This is a genomic window from Rhodococcus sp. YH3-3, from assembly GCF_001653035.1.
GTDB classification, from domain to species: Bacteria; Actinomycetota; Actinomycetes; order Mycobacteriales; family Mycobacteriaceae; genus Rhodococcus_F; species Rhodococcus_F qingshengii.
Genome location: NZ_BCWH01000003.1, coordinates 603,455 through 621,609, shown reverse-complemented (window position 1 = coordinate 621,609; position 18,155 = coordinate 603,455). Strand labels below are relative to the sequence as shown.

Genomic DNA, 18,155 nt, shown 5'->3' with positions numbered 1-18,155 from the left:
CATGACACTCGCCCCCGTCCTGAGTCGCTACTGGGATCAACCGAACTCGTGGACTCTCGACAGCTACCTTCGTCACGACGGCTACCAAGCCCTACGCAAAGCGCTAGCCATGTCCCCCGACGCCGTGATCGAAACGGTCAAGGACGCTGGCCTTCGTGGGCGCGGTGGCGCCGGTTTCCCGACGGGCCTCAAGTGGAGTTTCATCCCACAGAGCACCGAAGACAAGCCAGGAGACGGCAAGCCTCACTATCTCGTCGTCAATGCCGACGAGTCCGAACCGGGCACATGCAAGGACATGCCGTTGATGATGGCGACCCCACACACGCTGGTCGAGGGAGTCATCATCGCGGCGTATGCAATTCGAGCGGCCAAGGCGTTCATCTACGTCCGGGGCGAGGTGGTCCCGGTCCTGCGACGTCTGCAGACCGCCGTGGCCGAGGCCTACGCGGCCGGATACCTGGGCCGCAACATCCTCGGTTCGGGATTCGACTTGGATCTCGTCGTGCACGCCGGAGCAGGCGCGTACATCTGTGGTGAGGAGACAGCCCTCCTCGATTCGTTGGAGGGACGACGCGGTCAGCCTCGACTGCGGCCGCCATTCCCCGCCGTCGCCGGCCTCTACGCCTGCCCGACCGTCGTCAACAACGTCGAGTCCATCGCGAGTGTGCCGTCGATCGTCCTGGGCGGCCCGGAGTGGTTCCGGTCGATGGGAAGCGAGAAGTCGCCGGGGTTCACGTTGTACTCGCTCTCTGGTCATGTCACCACTCCCGGCCAGTACGAGGCGCCGCTCGGCATCACGTTGCGAGAACTTCTCGACTACGCGGGCGGCGTTCGCACCGGGCACACCCTCAAGTTCTGGACTCCCGGCGGATCCTCGACTCCGATCTTCACCGACGAACATCTCGATGTCCCACTCGACTACGAGGGCGTCGGCGCGGCGGGATCGATGCTCGGCACCAAAGCACTGCAGATATTCGACGACACAACCTGCATCGTGCGTGCGGTGCTGCGGTGGACCGAGTTCTATGCCCACGAATCTTGCGGTAAATGCACGCCGTGCCGCGAAGGCACGTACTGGCTGGTGCAGATCCTGCGTCGGCTCGAAGGCGGAACAGGTACTGAAGCTGATCTCACCAAACTTCTCGACATCTCGGACACCATCCTCGGAAAATCCTTCTGCGCGTTGGGCGACGGAGCGACCAGCCCGATCATGTCCTCCCTGAAGTACTTCCGCGAGGAATACGTCGCGCATTTCGACGGCAACGGATGCCCGTTCGATCCTCGCCGGTCCGTTCTCGCGACAGGAGCGTTCGTCTCATGACTGCAGCCGACGCTACCAAGGCCGACACGGCACCGCCCACTGATCTGGTCACCCTCACCATCGACGGCCGAGAACTCCAGGTACCCAAGGGCACGTTGATCATTCGCGCTGCAGAGATGATCGGCACCCAGATTCCGCGGTTCTGCGATCATCCCCTTCTGGATCCGGTCGGGGCGTGCCGCCAGTGCATCGTGGAGGTCGAAGGTCAACGCAAGCCGGTGGCGTCCTGCACGACACCGGTTGCGGACGGAATGGTCGTCACCACGCAACTCACGTCGCCGGTGGCCGAGAAGGCGCAGCGGGGGGTGATGGAACTCCTGCTCATCAACCACCCGTTGGACTGCCCCGTGTGCGACAAGGGCGGCGAGTGCCCGCTCCAGAACCAGGCGATGTCGACCGGTCGCACCGAATCCCGGTTCGGTGAGGAGAAAAGGACCTACCCCAAGCCCATCCCACTCTCGTCCGAAATCCTGCTCGACCGCGAGCGTTGCGTCCTCTGCGCCAGATGCACACGGTTTTCGGGCCAGATCGCCGGCGACCCGTTCATCGATCTCCTCGAGCGCGGCGCGCTTCAACAGGTCGGGATCTACGCCAACGAGCCCTTCGAGTCCTACTTCTCGGGCAACACCATCCAGGTGTGCCCGGTCGGCGCGCTTACCAGTACGGCATACCGATTCCGGGCGCGACCGTTCGATCTGGTGTCCAGCCCCAGCGTGTGTGAACACTGCGCCGACGGATGTGCTCAGCGCACGGACCACCGTCGCGGAAAGGTTCTCCGCCGTCTCGCCGGGGACGACCCCGAAGTCAACGAGGAATGGAACTGCGACAAGGGCCGTTTCGCATTCACGTACACGACCCAAGGTGATCGGATCACCACTCCCCTGATCCGCAACGCTGACGGCGAATTGATTCCGGCGTCGTGGCCCATGGCACTCGACCTCGTTGCGCGATCCTTCGCGCAGGCCCGCGGTGACGCAGGCGTACTCGTCGGCGGACGCTCTACCTTGGAGGACGCCTACGCCTACGGCAAGTTCGCGCGAGTTGCTCTCGCTACCAACAACATCGACTTCCGAATCCGTGCTCATTCTGCCGAAGAGGCAGGTTTCCTCTCAGCACACGTCGCCGGCCGCACACTCGAAGAGTCGGTGACGTACCAGGACCTCGAGTCGGCCCCGGCCGCATTGCTGGTAGCTCTCGAGCCCGAGGAGGAGTCACCGATCATCTTCCTGCGGCTACGCAAGGCCGCACGTTTCGGCAAGACGACGGTGCTCTCCAGCGCGCCATTCGCTACGCGCGGCCTGCAGAAGATGGGCGGCTCTTTGCTTCGGACCGTACCCGGAAGTGAAGCAGCTCTGATGGATTCGTTGTCTCACCCCAGCAGCGAGGAGGGCCAGCTCCTCCGGCAGCCCGGTGCAGTGATCCTGTTGGGCGAACGACTCAGTGAGGTGGCGGGCGGCTTCGCCGCGGCGGTACGTCTCGCCGAAGCGACAGGAGCTTGTTTGGCTTGGGTCCCACGCCGCGCTGGTGATCGCGGCGCCGTCGAGGCCGGCGCACTACCGGGATTGCTTCCCGGCGGACGCCCCGTTGCGGACCCGGCAGCACGTCGGGAGGTGGAATCAGTGTGGGGGGCCTCCATCCCGGCATCCGACGGGCGCGACGCCGCGAGTCTGCTGGATCCGGGGCAGACGACTGCTGCCCTTCTTGTCGGCGGCGTCGAATTGAGTGATCTCCCGAACCCGGCGAAGGCAAGGGCCGCGATCGAAGCAGCAGGTTTCGTGGTGAGTTTGGAGATCCGTCACAGCGGAGTCACCGAACTCGCCGACGTCGTCTTCCCGGTGGCACCGGTCGCCGAGAAGCCCGGAACCTTCCTCGATTGGGAAGGCCGCGAGCGCGTGTTCGACACTGCGTTGAGAACGACAGGAGTGATGCCGGATCAGCGCGTTCTCCACGCGATCGCAGCCGAGATGGGCATCGATCTGGGCCTACCCGACGCAGATTCCGCACGCTCGGAGATACATCGCCTCGGCGATTGGTACGGATCGCGCCCCACCTCGCCTCAGGTCCCGTCAGGCACCATGCCCACACCGGCACTGGGCGAGGCAGTGTTGTCGAGTTGGCGAATGCTGCTCGACAACGGCCGATTGCAAGACGGCGAGCCCAACCTGGCGGGTACGGCACGGCTCCCACTCGTGCGTTTGTCTGCCGAGACCGCTGCCGAGATCGGCGCCGACAACGGCGATCACGTTGCGGTGTCGACTGAATCCGGTTCCATCACATTACCGTTGGAGATCACCGAACTCCCGCCTCGAACAGTCTGGCTCCCACTCAATTCACCGGGTAGCACGATCTACGAAACGCTCTGCGTTACCGCGGGTTCCGTGGTGAAGATTGCGAAGGCGGGAGCGCAATGACCACCCACGAGTACGGGACCGTCGCAGCTCCGGTCGACCTGTCGGCGTTCGGGCACGACCCGTGGTGGTTGGTGATCGGCAAGGCTCTCGCCATTTTCGTGTTCCTCGTACTCACACCGCTGGTGGCAATTTACGCGGAACGAAAGGTCATGGCACGCATGCAGATGCGTGTCGGACCGAACCGCGTCGGCCCCCGTGGAATGCTCCAGAGTCTCGCTGACGGAATCAAGCTCGCCCTCAAGGAGGGCATCACACCGACCGGCGCCGACAAACCGATTTATCTCCTCGCGCCCGTCATCGCAGTCGTGCCCGCGTTCATGGCCTTTGCCGTCATCCCGTTCGGTCCGCAGGTGTCGATCTTCGGAACCCTTTCACCCCTGCAACTGACCGATCTGCCGGTCGGAGTTCTCTACATCCTCGCCGTGACTTCAATCGGTGTGTACGGGATCGTGCTTGCCGGCTGGTCGTCCGGATCGACGTATCCACTACTGGGCGCACTTCGATCGACCGCGCAGGTCATCTCCTACGAAGTAGCAATGGGGCTGTCCTTCGCCGCAGTCTTCCTCTACGCCGGCACGATGTCCACGTCCGGCATCGTCAGCGCCCAACAAGGTGCCTGGTACGTCTTTCTCCTCCTGCCGTCCTTCCTGATCTACGTGACAGCCATGGTCGGCGAAACCAACAGGGCTCCCTTCGACCTTCCCGAGGCCGAGGGTGAACTGGTGGGTGGGTTCCACACCGAGTACTCCTCACTCAAGTTCGCGATGTTCATGCTGGCCGAGTACGTGAACATGGTGACGGTGTCCGCTCTGGCCACGACACTGTTCCTGGGCGGGTGGCACGCCCCGTTCCCATTCAACCTGTGGGACGGCGCCAATTCCGGTTGGTGGCCCGTGCTGTGGTTTGTCGCCAAGGTGTGGGGCTTCCTCTTCGTCTTCATCTGGTTGCGCAGTACCCTTCCGCGGTTGCGCTACGACCAGTTCATGAATCTCGGATGGAAGATTCTCATCCCCGCTGCCTTGGTGTGGGTGATGGTGATCGCGACCGTTCGTGCGTTCCGCAACGAGGGTTACAACACCTGGGTCGTACTTCTTTGCGTCGCACTGGTTCTCGGAGCTGCGCTCCTGATCGTGTTGGCCGGGACTTACCGCAGCCGACGCCGAACCGCCGCGTCGGTCACCGCTGCGGGGAACATGCCTTTCGATGCGATGTCGGGCGGCTTCCCGGTTCCACCCCTACCTGGTCAAACGCTGCCGACCCGAAAACTACCGGGTCAGAACGTGCCACCGCCGCGGCGGACAGATGTTTCCGACACATCGGAGGACTCCCATGCCTGATTTCCTCGGACCTATCGCGGGTTTCGGAGTGACGCTCTCGACCATGTTCAAGAAGCCCGAGACCGAGTTCTATCCGGAGGAGAAGCGCCCCACCGCGCCCGGATACCACGGTCGCCATCAACTCAACCGGTATGCGGACGGACTCGAGAAGTGCATCGGTTGCGAACTGTGTGCCTGGGCCTGCCCCGCCGACGCGATCTATGTCGAGGGTGCTGACAACACCGAAGAAGAACGGTTCTCCCCCGGCGAGCGTTACGGGCGGGTGTATCAGATCAACTACCTGCGGTGCATCGGCTGTGGCCTCTGCGTCGAGGCTTGCCCCACTCGGGCTCTCACCATGACCAACGAGTACGAGATGACCGACGACAACCGAGCCGGATTGATCTACGAGAAGGACCGCCTTCTTGCGCCCCTGAAACCCGACATGGCAGCGCCACCACACGCGCTGCGTCCCGGCACAACTCAGGACGACTACTACCGCGGCGACATCACAGCAGCTCCCGAACAGCCAGCACCCGAGCAAGAGCCGAACCCGGAGACCGAGAAATGATCGCGTCGGTCACGACCACGATCCTGGCGGAGGGAACGATGACATCGACCTCCACCGGCGAGGCGGTGCAGTTCTGGATCCTCGGAACCCTTGCGGTGATCAGCGCTTTGGGCGTGGTCGCCGCCCCCAAGGCCGTCTACTCTGCGCTCTTCCTTGCAATGACGATGATCATCCTGGCCGTCTTCTACATCGTGCAGGGCGCACTGTTCCTGGGTGTCGTCCAGGTCGTCGTCTATACCGGCGCAGTGATGATGTTGTTCCTGTTCGTCCTGATGCTGGTCGGCGTGGATTCTTCGGACTCCTTGGTCGAAACGCTACGGGGACAACGCGTCAGCGCGATCGTGATCGGCGTCGGATTCGGGCTACTCCTTATCGGCGGCCTCGGAAATGCGTCGATCTCGGGGTTCACCGGATTCACCGGACTCGACCAGGGCAACATCGACGCTCTCGCCGATCTCATCTTCATCCGCTACGTCTGGGCCTTCGAACTGACCGGCGCACTGCTGATCACGGCGACACTTGGCGCAATGATGCTCGCGCATCGGGAGAAGATCGGATCCACGCTCAGCCAACGCGAACTCTCGCAGCAACGATTCGCGTACCTGGGCAGCGATGAGAGCAATCCCGACAAGGGCTCGGCCACTCCCCTCCCCAGTCCCGGCGTGTACGCACGTCACAACGCAGTGGACATGCCGGCACTGTTGCCCGACGGAACGTTCTCGACCCTCTCCGTCAGCAGCGCACTCACTCCGCGTTCCCCGGATCCGAGTACCGGTGAGGAGTCTGCGCGATGAATCCCGAGAATTACCTGTATCTGTCGGTCCTGTTGTTCACCATCGGGGCTGCGGGAGTCCTCCTGCGACGCAACGCCATCGTGGTGTTCATGTGTATCGAATTGATGCTCAACGCCGCCAACCTGGCATTCGTGACCTTCGCGCGCATGCACGGCAATCTGGACGGCCAGATCTTCGCCTTCTTCACGATGGTGGTAGCTGCTGCCGAAGTAGTCGTCGGCCTGGCAATCATCATGATCATCTTCCGATCTCGGCGTTCTGTATCCGTCGACGACGCAGACCTGCTGAAGTACTGACATGTCAGGAGGAATCACGTCCGCCATCTGGTTGCTCCCCGCCCTGCCCCTGTGCGGCGCCGCTGTCCTGTTGCTGGCGGGTCGTCGCACGAACGCGTGGGGCCACCTGTTCGCCTGCGTCATGGCACTCGCGTCGTTTGTCGTCGCAGTGGTGTTTTTCATCGCCATGCTCGGCCGCGACACCGCCGACCGCACCGTCACCGAGCACCTGTTCAGTTGGGTCCCGGTCGACAGTCTTCAGGTCGAGTTCGGACTGCAGCTTGATCAACTGTCGATGTGTTTCGTCCTGCTCATCACCGGTGTAGGTTCGCTGATCCACATCTACTCGGTCGGCTACATGGCGCACGACCCCGAGCGTCGTAAGTTCTTCGCCTACCTCAATCTCTTCCTCGCTGCGATGCTGCTCCTCGTGCTCGCCGACAACTTCCTCGGGCTCTACGTCGGCTGGGAAGGCGTCGGTTTGGCGTCGTACCTGCTGATCGGTTTCTGGCAGCACAAGCCGTCGGCGGCGACCGCTGCCAAGAAGGCTTTTGTCGTCAATCGGGTGGGCGACATCGGATTGATGATCGCGATGATGTTGATGTTCAGCACGTTCGGCTCGCTCTCGTTCAGCAGCGTCTTCGCCGACGCGTCTGGTGCAAGCGAAGGTGTCCTGACGGCGCTCGGCCTGATGCTCCTCCTCGCTGCATGCGCGAAGTCGGCGCAGGTGCCACTGCAGTCGTGGCTCGGCGACGCGATGGAGGGCCCCACCCCCGTCTCGGCGCTGATTCACGCGGCCACGATGGTCACGGCCGGCGTCTACCTGATCGTGCGCTCCAATCCGATCTTCGATCTCGCACCCGACGCTCAACTCGTGGTTGTCATCGTCGGTGCCGTGACGCTGCTGTTCGGTGCGATCATCGGCTGCGCGAAGGACGACATCAAGAAAGCGCTCGCCGCATCGACCATGAGTCAGATCGGATACATGGTCCTGGCGGCGGGCCTCGGACCAGCTGGATACGCCTTCGCAATCCTTCATCTGATCACCCACGGATTCTTCAAGGCAGGCCTGTTCCTCGGCGCGGGTTCGGTGATGCACGCGATGAACGACGAAACCGACATGCGGCGCTACGGCGGGCTCCGAGCGTTCATGCCACTGACTTTTGTCACGTTCGGGCTCGGATACCTTGCCATCATCGGTGTTCCGCCGTTTGCCGGGTTCTTCTCCAAGGACAAGATCATCGAGGTTGCGATCGGCGAGGGTGGCGTCAAGGGTGTTGTGCTGGGCATCGTCACCCTGTTGGGTGCGGCCCTCACTGCCTTCTACATGAGCCGCGTGATGCTGATGACCTTCTTCGGGAAGGCCCGCTGGGAGAACCAGAAACCTCACGAATCTCCGGCAGTGATGACGTCTCCGATGATCATCCTGGCGGTGGGGTCCGTCGGCGCCGGGATGCTCCTGACCATCGGGTCCAGCTTGCAGAACTGGCTCGAACCGGTTGTCGGCTCACATCACGTCGAACCGCCGATACCCGCATGGTCGATCACCGCGCTGGCGCTGCTCGCAGTTGCCGCCGGCGTCGCGATTGCGTATCGCGAGTACGCCACCCGGGAGATTCCACTTGTGGCACCTACTCCGGTTTCACCGTTGACCGGTGCGGCTCGCCGCGATCTGTACGGTGACGCCTTCAACGAAACGGTGTTCATGAAGCCCGGACAACAACTCACCAAGTCGTTGGAAGTGTTCGACACCAAGGGAATAGGCGGCGTCGTGGGCAGCTTTGCGGTGGTCGTCACCGGGCTGTCCGCGCTCACGCGGAAGCTACAGACCGGGTTTGTTCGCTCGTACGCGCTGGTGATGTTTGTCGGAGCAACACTCGTGGTCGCGACAATGATGGCGGTGACACTGTGGTGATCGAAGCGGCGGTGAGCGACTCTGTGACCAATACCGGCTTCCCTGCGCTGACGGTGCTCTGGTTGCTTCCGCTCATCGGAGCGGGTGTAGTCCTCGCTCTGCCGGCACGGTCGTACCAATTTGCGAAGTCTCTCGCATTGGCTGTGTCCGTGGCAGTCCTGGTGGTCGCCGCCGTTCTCGGAGTTGCGTTCGACCGCGGCGGCGAACAATTTCAATTTGTCGAAAGCCACAGCTGGATACCGGCTTTCGGTACCAGCTACACACTCGGACTCGACGGGATCGCACTCGTTCTGGTTCTTCTCACCGCCGTGCTGGTGCCGTTACTCCTGATCGCGGGCTGGAATGACGTCCCGGCAGACCCGGCATCACCCAAGAGAATGCCGCACACCTATTTCGCGCTGATCCTTGTTGTCGAGTCCATGGTGATGATTTCGTTCAGCGCCTTGGACATTCTCTTGTTCTACATTTTCTTCGAGGCCATGCTGATACCGATGTATTTCCTCATCGGCGGGTTCGGCGGAGTGGGCAGATCTCGCGCAGCCGTGAAGTTTCTGCTCTACAACCTCCTCGGCGGCCTGGTCATGCTCGCTGCAGTCATCGGCCTGTATGTGGTCACCACGCGCGACGAGAGTCCCTTCGCCAGCGGCACTTTCGACTTCCGGGCGATCGCCTCAGCGGCAAACAGCGGTGAACTCGGTGTGGGACCCGGGGTGCTCAACGCCTTGTTCCTCGGATTCATGTTCGCGTTCGCGGTGAAAGCACCGCTCTGGCCGCTGCACAGTTGGTTGCCGGACTCCGCGGTGGAATCGACTCCGTCGACAGCAGTGCTGATGATGGCGGTCGTGGACAAGGTGGGCACGTTCGCGATGATTCGCTACTGCCTGCAACTGTTCCCGGAGTCGTCGTCGACCTTTGCACCGTGGATCATCACGCTCGCCGTTATCGGGATCGTCTACGGCGCAATACTGGCGATCGCGCAAACAGACGTCATGAGACTGATCGCCTACACGTCGATTTCGCACTTCGGCTTCATCATTCTCGGAATCTTCGCGATGACCAGCCAGAGCCAGGCGGGTTCCGCGCTGTACATGGTCAATCACGGAGTCTCCACTGCGGCTCTGTTCTTGATTGCGGGATTCCTCGTCTCGCAGCGAGGTACTCGATCGATCGCGGCGTACGGCGGCGTCCAGAAAGTTGCACCCGTACTTGCCGGCACATTCCTCGTTGCGGGGTTGGCAACGCTGTCGCTGCCGGGTCTCGCGCCGTTCATCAGTGAGTTCCTGGTGCTGATCGGGACGTACTCGCGATACCACGTGGCCGCTATCGCGGCGACTGCCGCGCTTGTCCTGTCCGCGATCTACATACTCTGGCTCTACCAGCGCATGATGGGCGGACCTGTGAAGGAAGAGCAGGGAACGATCCGCGACCTCGCTCGACGCGAACTCGTGGTGGTCGCCCCTCTGATCGCACTCCTGTTGCTTCTCGGCATCTACCCCAAGCCTGCCTTGGACGTCATCACTCCTGCAGTGAGCCATACGGTCGTCGACGAGGCTCCGACCCCGCTCGTCGCCGACCACGAAGGAGGTGCCCACAAATGAGTTCCTTCAACGACGTGACCGTCCTCGGCTCAGCCGGCACGGCGTCACCCAGTGTCGAATACAGCTTGCTCTCGCCAATGTTGATCGTGTTCGGTGTTGCGGTTGTGGGCGTACTCATCGAGGCATTTGCACCCCGGCGTTTTCGATACCCCGTGCAACTCGTCCTCGGTGTCGCAGGCTTGGCGGCCGCATTCGTGGCAGTGCTTCTGCTCGCCGGCACGCGGTCGACGGCGATGATGGGTTCTGTAGCGGTCGACGGTCCGACCCTTTTCCTGCAGGCCACGATCCTTCTCGTGTCGATCCCCGCAGTACTGCTGATCGCCGAGCGAGGCTCGGGCAACACCGCCGAGGTGATCGCGCAACACGACGCGCTCGGCGGTTTCACCCCTCAAGCGTCGAGCGTCCCCGGAAGTGTTGCGGAGCAAGAAGCAGTGAAGGTGGGTATCGCCCAGACCGAGGTCTTTCCGCTCACCCTCTTCGCTGTCGGCGGCATGCTCCTCTTTCCCGCGTCCAACGATCTGCTGACGATGTTCGTTGCGCTCGAAGTGTTCTCACTGCCTCTGTATCTCCTGTGTGGTCTGGCACGCCGACGTCGCCTGCTCTCCCAGGAAGCTGCGCTCAAGTACTTTCTGCTCGGGGCATTTTCGTCGGCGTTCTTCGTTTTCGGAATTGCGTTGCTGTACGGCTATGCCGGGACGGTCACGCTCTCCGGTATCGCCGACGCAGCTCGCAGCGGGTCGGGTACCGACGCCTTCCTGTGGCTCGGGACAGCACTCGTGGCCGTGGGATTACTGTTCAAAGTCGGTGCCGTGCCGTTCCATTCGTGGATTCCCGACGTCTATCAAGGGGCGCCGACGCCGATCACCAGTTTCATGGCTACTGCGACCAAGATCGCCGCATTCGGTGCCATCCTTCGTGTCTTCTATGTGGCTCTGCCCAACGAGTACGTGAACTGGCGTCCACTGATGTGGGCGGTCGCGATTCTCACGATGGTTGTCGGATCGATCGTCGCTGTGACGCAATCCGATATGAAGCGGATGCTCGCGTATTCGGCCATCGCGCACACCGGATTCATTCTGACCGCTGTGGTTGCGGATTCGGACGCCGGCCTGGCCTCGGCGATGTTCTACCTTCTAGCCTACGGATTCAGCACCGTGGGCGCGTTCGCCGTCGTGAGTCTGGTTCGGGACGCAGACGGTGAGGTCGCGACGCTCTCGCGCTGGGCCGGGTTGGGCCGGCGCTCACCATTGGTCGGAGTTGTCTTTGCACTGTTCCTGCTGGCTTTCGCCGGGATCCCGTTGACCAGTGGGTTCATCGGAAAGTTCGCGGTGTTCAGCGCGGCAGCCGAGGGCGGGGCCGCACCTCTCGTGATCGTCGGCGTCCTGTGCAGCGCGATCGCCGCGTACTTCTACGTGCGAGTGATCGTGTTGATGTTCTTCACCGAATCGGCCGCAGACGCTCCGACCGTCGTGGTGCCGAGTGCACTGACCAGCAGTGTGATCGGCCTCGGCGCCGGTGTCACGCTCATCCTCGGCATACTCCCCCAGCCGGCGCTCGACCTCGCCGAGCGTGCAGCGGACTTCCTGCACTGAGCCGATGGGTGAATCTGATTGCGACGCCGGACTGCCGAGCACCATCCGGTCGCCATGGTTTGTCGGGTTTTCAGCGGTAGCGATTGTCCATCTGATCCTCAATGCCGCTGATGCTGCGCCCTGGGACGGGATCACCAAGGTCATGCTCGCGCCGATTCTGGCTGCCTGGGTTGTCGCCCGACGCGGACCTCGAGTTGTGGCTGCGGCACTGATTGCCTGTGCTTTCGGAGACCTGTTCCTGATCTGGGACTCCACGTTTGTCATCGGCATGGCAGCCTTCGCGATCGGTCACCTCTGCTTCATCCGATTCTTTCTCTCACACGGCGCTCTTCGGGAGATACGAAGGCGGCCATGGTTTCTGTGCGCTTACACCATCGCTGGAATCGCTCTTGTGTCGTACACCTGGCCCGGTCTCGAACCTGAACTTCGAATTGCCGTCCCCGTGTACGCCGCAATCCTGGTGGGAACTGCATCAACCGCACTGGCGTACAACACGATCACCGGTATCGGCGGCGCTCTCTTCCTCGTCTCCGACGCCTTGATCCTGCTCGGTCAGGCGAACAAGTGGCAGCCCGCCGCTGCGGGCATCTGGATCATGACGCTGTACATCCTCGCTCTGTTGCTTCTGACAGTGGGAGTTCTCGGCCGGAGTAACACGCCAAACCGTCCATTAGCTCAGAGGCTGTAAGGATCAGCAGCCAGCCGGACATCTCTTCATATGACCCCGAAATCCGAGGAACAGCCGCCGCCGAGCGGCGAAGAGCGGTTCACCGCCCTGTGGGACGCCTACGCCGGTCGGGTGTTCGCGTATACCTGTCGCCACGTTGATCATCACAGCGCGCAGGAGGTTGTCTCCGAGACGTTCCTCGTTGCCTGGCGACGCTTGGACGAAGTGCCCGAGCATGCACTGCCGTGGCTGTTGGTGGTGGCTCGAAACACCGTGAACAACAACCGTCGCAGCGTTCGGCGCCTTGACGCGCTCACCGAGAAGATGGGACGCATCGAGCAGATTGCGGCATCGACGCCGGGCGCCGACGTCACTGTCACCGAACGCACGGAACTGCTCGAAGCACTGGCAACACTCACCGTCACCGAACGTGAAGCCCTGCTCCTGACTGCCTGGGACGGGTTGACCGCCACCGAAGCCGCGCGGGTCGCTGGGTGTTCGGTTCCGGCCATGCATGTTCGTCCGTTTCGCGCTCGGCGTCGATTGCGCGCCGGGTTGACTTCAGAATCCGACACCGTAATCCCGATGAACACCGCCCGACCTTGCGCTGCCGCCGAACACGGGAGTACCCCATGACCAAAGATCCGCTCACCACGCTCGAGAAGCTGCGGCCGAGCGATACGGTTTCCGCCGAACTCTGGCCCGAGAACGTCCAAGATGCCGCACGCACCCGAATCATGGCTACCGAAAACAACATTGGGGCAACCAAAGCTCCACGCCGTCGCGTCGGTGCCATCGTTCTCGTCGCGGCGATCTGCGCAGCAGTGGTGGTGGGCTGCGCCGCTGCCACGGGGATGATGCCGAAAGCGTTCACCGACATGTACTCGGGTTGGCAGACGATGCCGGGAACCAACGGCGGAATAGATCCGTCCACCGCCGAGCGGGTCGGGTCCATTCCCGGACCTGACGGAACCTTGTTCAGCGTCTTTGTCGCCCACGGCGCCAATGGCTGGAGGTGCGTCGCCCCGGTTTTCGAGGCGTCAGCCGACATCGACAAGGTTGGTCCGTCGAAATTCATCGGCCTCGGACACGGCTGCAGATCAATTGACTTGTACGGCGCAGATTCATTCGGGGGCGGCGCCGGGTACGAGGCCGGTCCGCACGAGGCGACCTACGACGCAGGAGCGGGAGGTGCTGTCCGAGCCGAACTTCACACCGCAGACGGCCAGATCTATCCGACAATTCTTGCCGAAGACCGCTTCTACGGATGGATTCCCCTGTCGCTCACGTCCCCTCGTCCAACCCTCGTCGGATATGCCGCAGACGGGACGGTCGTCGGCACCCGGTGAGCTGTCGGTACCCTCGAAAGATGACTGCACACGCCCCGAACGAGCGCATCCCCAGCCAGTGGGAAGAGATCACTGCAGCCGACTCGACGCATTCCACACGATATGTCGAGCGTTTCCGTTCCATGAGAGCGGACGGCAAGGACATTGTCGGGGAAGCACGTTTGATCGACGCGATGCTCGGACGCGGTGGCCGGGTTCTCGATGCAGGGTGCGGGCCTGGCCGACTCGGCGGTTATCTGCACGACGTCGGGCATGTGGTTGTCGGAGTCGATGTCGACCCGGTTCTCATCGCTGCCGCAGAAGAAGACCACCCCGGACCGACGTGGCTTGTCGGCGATCTCGCCGAACTCGATCTGCCGGCCCGCGGTGTCGAGGCGGATTTCGACGTCATCGTGTCGGCAGGCAATGTGGTGGCGTTTCTCGCGCCGTCCACCAGGCAAGCAGTATTGTCAGGATTTGCTCGTCATCTCGCTCCGAGCGGCCGAGTAGTCATCGGATTCGGTGCCGGCCGTGGCTACGAGTTCCCCGAGTTTCTCGCCGACGCGACCGCGAGTGGCCTCGAGGCTGATCTGCTGCTCTCCACGTGGGATCTTCGCCCGTTCAAGGAGGATTCCGAATTCCTGGTCGCGGTGTTCTCCCGCGCCTGACCCGGCACTTCCCCCGCAGTCCCTGCGATCCGTCACACAGCGATCAACTCACCCTGATCACAATGGTGGCGACTGTTGTTCACTACGAACATAATTGGATCAATGCGGGTGTGGCCGAGCGGTAAGGCAGCGGTCTGCAAAACCGTCCACGCAGGTTCGACTCCTGCCATCCGCTCCCCTTGCGAACCAGCGACTCATGTCGCAGCCCCAACCTAGGAATGACATTCGGTGCACGCAGCCTGCATCGCTCCGCTCCGCCTCCGCGCAGAGGACTGCGGACAGTTACCCTCGATCGATGCACCCTCTCCCCGAGACAGGACAGTTACCTCCCGGACCGATGGCTTTGCAAGTGGAACACCTCTGCATGGCGTTCGGCGCGAAAGTTGCTGTGAACGACCTTTCTCTTGCGGTGCCCTCAGGTTCGTTGTTCGGTCTGGTTGGGCCGAATGGTGCGGGAAAAACGACCACATTGTCGATGGCTGTCGGATTGCTTCGTCCGCACTACGGTCGCAGCCTGGTGTACGGCTACGACGTGTGGAACGACCCTGTGGCAGCGAAGAGTCTGCTCGGCGTCCTACCCGACGGTTTGGCGCTACCCGCCCAGTTCACCGGTCATGAACTACTCACCTATTTCGGGCGACTGCGCGGTATGCCAGAGGACGTCATCGCGTCACGACGCGACGAACTGTTGGCCGCGCTCGATCTCGCCGATGCAGGTGGAACGGTCATCGCCGATTATTCAGCGGGCATGACGAAGAAAATCGGGTTGGCCTCGGCCTTGTTGCACGGCCCTCGCTTACTGGTACTGGATGAGCCGTTCGAAGCTGTCGACCCCATTTCTTCGGCCGGAATTCGGAGCATTCTGCTCTCGTTCGTCCACTCAGGTGGCTCGGTCATTCTTTCCAGTCACGTGATGGCCCTTGTCGAACAACTGTGTACTCACATCGGAGTCATCGCAGACGGTCGCGTCGTGGCTTCAGGAACGGTCGACGAGGTGCGCGCAGGCAACACTCTCGACGAGGCATTCGTTCGCCTGGTCGGTAGCCGCAGTCCCAGTCCCGACGGACTGTCATGGATGCGCGCATGACCACCACCAGCTTTTCACCGACACACTGGAACCCGTCGGTCTCTGTGTGGCGCACTGTTCTCCGCATGCGCATGACCCTCTACAAACGTCAGTTCACCGGTGGAAGAGCTGTAATCAAGGTCATTGCAGCGTTGTTCGGGGTTCTGGGGGCAGCGCTACTGTGCCTACGAGCTTCGGGAAAGAACGGTGTTTCTCCCGATCTCGTCAGCGGCACAACCAGTCTCGCACTTTCGGCTATCGGCGTGATGTGGATCTTGATGCCGATCATGTCTGGTCTGTCAGATGACAATCTTCACCCCAGACATTTCCAGCTACTCCCCCTGGAACCCGTCCGACTCGCCAGAGCACTGTTCTCGACGTCGCTGGTCGGTATGACCGTGCCGATTACCGCGTTGGCTGCAGCAGCGATTCCAATTTATGCCGCTACACACCACCCTGCCGCACTGCCATTGGCCATTATCGCTTGGCCCGCAACGGTCCTGCTCATTGTCGGCACCTCACGGGTCGCGATGCTGGCGATGTCGCAGCTCCTGCGGAGTCGTCGCAGCCGCGAACTGGGACTGTTGGCATTCGGCACGTTCTTCGGCGGACTGTATCTGCTGCAATTTCCGCTGCAGAGTCGCCTCGGCACGGTCGTGGACGGCGACGTCACGTGGCCGCTCACGGTCGCGCATTCGATCCCGTTCGCGTGGGGAATCACCAGTGTCGACGCAGCAGCAGGAGGCGCCTGGCTCCTCGCCGCCGGAGCAGTCCTCGCCCTGGTGCTGGTCGATCTCGCACTGCTGTGGTCATGGCAACGCCTGGTCGTTCGCTACTTCAACGGGAAGGTCGCAGAATCAGCGGGCGCCACTTCCGTGCAATTGAAGAACCAGGGCCGCGACATTCGAACCGGTTGGCGCGCATCCCGACTGGGCACCGTCATCTCTCGCGAGCTTTCGCTCTGGCACGGAGACATGCGCCGACGAACACAACTGCTCTCCGTTGCCATCATGACCTTGGTCTCCGGCTTCGGACCGCTGATCTCGTCATCGATCCCCTTCTCCGCCGCATGGGGTGCCTGGTTCCTGATCTACCTGGCAATGGCAGCCGGATCGAATCTGTACGGATTCGACGGCGCATCGATCTGGCATCTGGTGATGATCCCCGAAGCCGCTGCCGCTGACGTCCGGGGCCGACAAATCGCGTGGGCGATCGTGACGACACCCTTCGTGGTCGTCGCAACAGCTGCTGTACGGATCTTCGGGGACCTCGGGACCGACCGACTGGCCGTGCCGCTCGCCGTCGGCATTTCGATGATGGGAGTCGGTGCAGGACTGGCAGTAGCGATATCCGCCAAAGCCCCCTACCCGGTCCCGGAGATGAAGAAGTCGTTCTCCCTCAACACCCGTGGATCCTTCAATGGCTCGTCCTTCGGACTGATCATCCTCGCCATCGTCATCTTCGCCGCGACAACGGCGCCCGGCGTGCTACTAGGAGCGCTGCTACCGAACCCGGTGAACTATTTCGCCATCCCTGTCGCTGTTGCGATTGGTGCACTTGGTGCTTGGATCGGAGGCCGCGTCGCGATCACCCGTATGCAACGCGAGCCGGATCGGATTCTGTTCGCGGTTACCACCGCATGATCGTTGCCCAGATAGTCCGAGAATTTCTGGGCGTCAGCGCAGTAGCCGCAACTTGCACCAAAAAACTCAGTCTGGGCAATCGGATTATCAGGGAGCCAGGTAGCGCAGCTCAACGGGTTCGGTCCTCGCATATCGCCGCCGGGCTTTCGTGACATAGCTTCCGCTCGAGCCGAACCATTGCCCTGGAAACATCGCACCACCAAGATGTTTGGCATGCCCCCGGAGCACTACGGTTCCGTACGTGTCGCCGAACGTCCCGGCCGATGCGGGAACTGCGCGCACCCCGCCCCTTCGCTGGAGCGTGGGTGGATCGAGCGCTGCCTCAGGTTCGCACCGCAGCCCGCTCGGTGTGCAGAAATCCTGGTGATGGACCACTACACCGGAGCGATGGAATTCTGCCGGTGCCGACATCCGTTCCACGGGTCCTGATCGCGCCGGATCCTCGAGATCCGCTGTCGAGCCGAGTCCCTCGGCGCCCCGGCTCAACAGCGAAATCACACCTGAATCAGCTCAGCGAGCTCAGCAGCGGCTCGAGAAGCTTGTAGAGCTCGAAGATTCCGATGATCGTTGAAATAGAACCCATGATGATCCTCCGTGATTCGTGAACTTTCCGTGACGTCGCGTCACAGGCAGAAAGCTAACAAACCCGGCATTCAAACGGGGACCTTGGATGTGTCCGGCAGATGAACTCCCTGCTCGGAGAAGCATTTTGGTGACCAGCGTCACGCTCATCGAGAAATGAGCCCCATCGTCACATCGCCTGACACCAACCGACGGTAGCAGCAAAAGTCTGCCCGTTGCGATCTGGCGATACATGGCACCATTTCCACCCCATCCGACTCTTGCTTTGTGCGCTGAATCGCATTACATTTCTCCACAATAACGGTACGCGTAACGAAATAACGAGACGGTCTACTTCACAGCCCGATATATCCAGTGCCACAACCCTTCCGGGCTCTTGGAGGGGCGGCGTTTCGTCGCGTCCATAAG

General features: G+C 62.0%; 16 protein-coding genes and 1 tRNA gene. 16 read left to right on the top strand and 1 reads right to left on the bottom strand.

The features are described 5' to 3' along the window. Position 1 precedes the first annotated feature (1 nt). The 16 genes from nuoF to YH3_RS28060 all read left to right on the top strand — a co-directional run bounded on the left by nuoF (position 2) and on the right by YH3_RS28060 (position 17,165). Positions 2-1,321 carry an NADH-quinone oxidoreductase subunit NuoF gene (gene nuoF, locus YH3_RS28135; protein ID WP_007735149.1) on the top strand — a complete coding sequence of 440 codons (1,320 nt, stop codon included), beginning with the start codon at positions 2-4 and terminating at the stop codon, positions 1,319-1,321. Then, positions 1,318-3,732: an NADH-quinone oxidoreductase subunit G gene (locus YH3_RS28130; RefSeq protein ID WP_064444522.1), complete on the top strand. Its 2,415-nt coding sequence runs from the start codon at positions 1,318-1,320 to the stop codon at positions 3,730-3,732. The genes nuoF and YH3_RS28130 overlap by 4 nt, the downstream gene beginning before the upstream one ends. After that, positions 3,729-5,069, top strand: coding sequence for an NADH-quinone oxidoreductase subunit NuoH (gene nuoH / locus YH3_RS28125; RefSeq protein ID WP_063316525.1), 1,341 nt, complete (start codon positions 3,729-3,731; stop codon positions 5,067-5,069). The genes YH3_RS28130 and nuoH overlap by 4 nt, the downstream gene beginning before the upstream one ends. Further along, positions 5,062-5,619 (top strand): NADH-quinone oxidoreductase subunit NuoI, encoded by a 558-nt coding sequence (gene nuoI / locus YH3_RS28120; RefSeq protein ID WP_007735146.1) that lies wholly within the window; start codon positions 5,062-5,064, stop codon positions 5,617-5,619. The genes nuoH and nuoI overlap by 8 nt, the downstream gene beginning before the upstream one ends. Continuing rightward, on the top strand, positions 5,616-6,413 hold the full coding sequence (locus YH3_RS28115; RefSeq protein WP_064444521.1) for an NADH-quinone oxidoreductase subunit J: 798 nt from the start codon (positions 5,616-5,618) through the stop codon (positions 6,411-6,413). The genes nuoI and YH3_RS28115 overlap by 4 nt, the downstream gene beginning before the upstream one ends. Continuing rightward, on the top strand, positions 6,410-6,709 hold the full coding sequence (nuoK, locus tag YH3_RS28110; RefSeq protein ID WP_003942238.1) for an NADH-quinone oxidoreductase subunit NuoK: 300 nt from the start codon (positions 6,410-6,412) through the stop codon (positions 6,707-6,709). Before YH3_RS28115 ends, nuoK begins: the two co-directional genes overlap by 4 nt. A 1-nt stretch (position 6,710) precedes the next feature. Then, the gene (nuoL, locus tag YH3_RS28105) at positions 6,711-8,603 is read left to right on the top strand and encodes an NADH-quinone oxidoreductase subunit L (RefSeq protein WP_030535567.1); all 1,893 of its coding nucleotides are present in this window, start codon (positions 6,711-6,713) and stop codon (positions 8,601-8,603) included. Further along, positions 8,597-10,201, top strand: coding sequence for an NADH-quinone oxidoreductase subunit M (locus tag YH3_RS28100; protein ID WP_064444520.1), 1,605 nt, complete (start codon positions 8,597-8,599; stop codon positions 10,199-10,201). The genes nuoL and YH3_RS28100 overlap by 7 nt, the downstream gene beginning before the upstream one ends. Continuing rightward, positions 10,198-11,793 carry an NADH-quinone oxidoreductase subunit NuoN gene (gene nuoN / locus YH3_RS28095; RefSeq protein WP_064444519.1) on the top strand — a complete coding sequence of 532 codons (1,596 nt, stop codon included), beginning with the start codon at positions 10,198-10,200 and terminating at the stop codon, positions 11,791-11,793. The genes YH3_RS28100 and nuoN overlap by 4 nt, the downstream gene beginning before the upstream one ends. 4 nt (positions 11,794-11,797) lie before the next feature. Then, positions 11,798-12,481, top strand: a complete 684-nt coding sequence (locus YH3_RS28090) for a lysoplasmalogenase (RefSeq protein WP_047271434.1) — start codon at positions 11,798-11,800, stop codon at positions 12,479-12,481. Between the two features lie 30 nt (positions 12,482-12,511). Next, entirely contained in the window at positions 12,512-13,096 is a 585-nt protein-coding gene (locus YH3_RS28085; RefSeq protein WP_064444518.1) for an RNA polymerase sigma factor, read from the top strand. Continuing rightward, positions 13,093-13,809, top strand: a complete 717-nt coding sequence (locus YH3_RS28080) for a hypothetical protein (protein WP_050655780.1) — start codon at positions 13,093-13,095, stop codon at positions 13,807-13,809. Before YH3_RS28085 ends, YH3_RS28080 begins: the two co-directional genes overlap by 4 nt. Before the next feature lie 20 nt (positions 13,810-13,829). Next, positions 13,830-14,456, top strand: a complete 627-nt coding sequence (locus YH3_RS28075) for a trans-aconitate 2-methyltransferase (RefSeq protein WP_003942244.1) — start codon at positions 13,830-13,832, stop codon at positions 14,454-14,456. A gap of 104 nt (positions 14,457-14,560) precedes the next feature. After that, positions 14,561-14,631 (top strand) — tRNA-Cys (locus tag YH3_RS28070). Positions 14,632-14,751: 120 nt separating this feature from the next. Further along, positions 14,752-15,543, top strand: coding sequence for an ABC transporter ATP-binding protein (locus tag YH3_RS28065; RefSeq protein WP_051649609.1), 792 nt, complete (start codon positions 14,752-14,754; stop codon positions 15,541-15,543). Next, positions 15,540-17,165 carry a hypothetical protein gene (locus YH3_RS28060; protein ID WP_058038847.1) on the top strand — a complete coding sequence of 542 codons (1,626 nt, stop codon included), beginning with the start codon at positions 15,540-15,542 and terminating at the stop codon, positions 17,163-17,165. Before YH3_RS28065 ends, YH3_RS28060 begins: the two co-directional genes overlap by 4 nt. Before the next feature lie 87 nt (positions 17,166-17,252). On the opposite strand, the gene YH3_RS28055 is transcribed toward YH3_RS28060, so the two are convergent. After that, on the bottom strand, positions 17,253-17,663 hold the full coding sequence (locus YH3_RS28055; protein WP_064444517.1) for a hypothetical protein: 411 nt from the start codon (positions 17,661-17,663) through the stop codon (positions 17,253-17,255). Between the last annotated feature and the right edge of the window lie 492 nt (positions 17,664-18,155).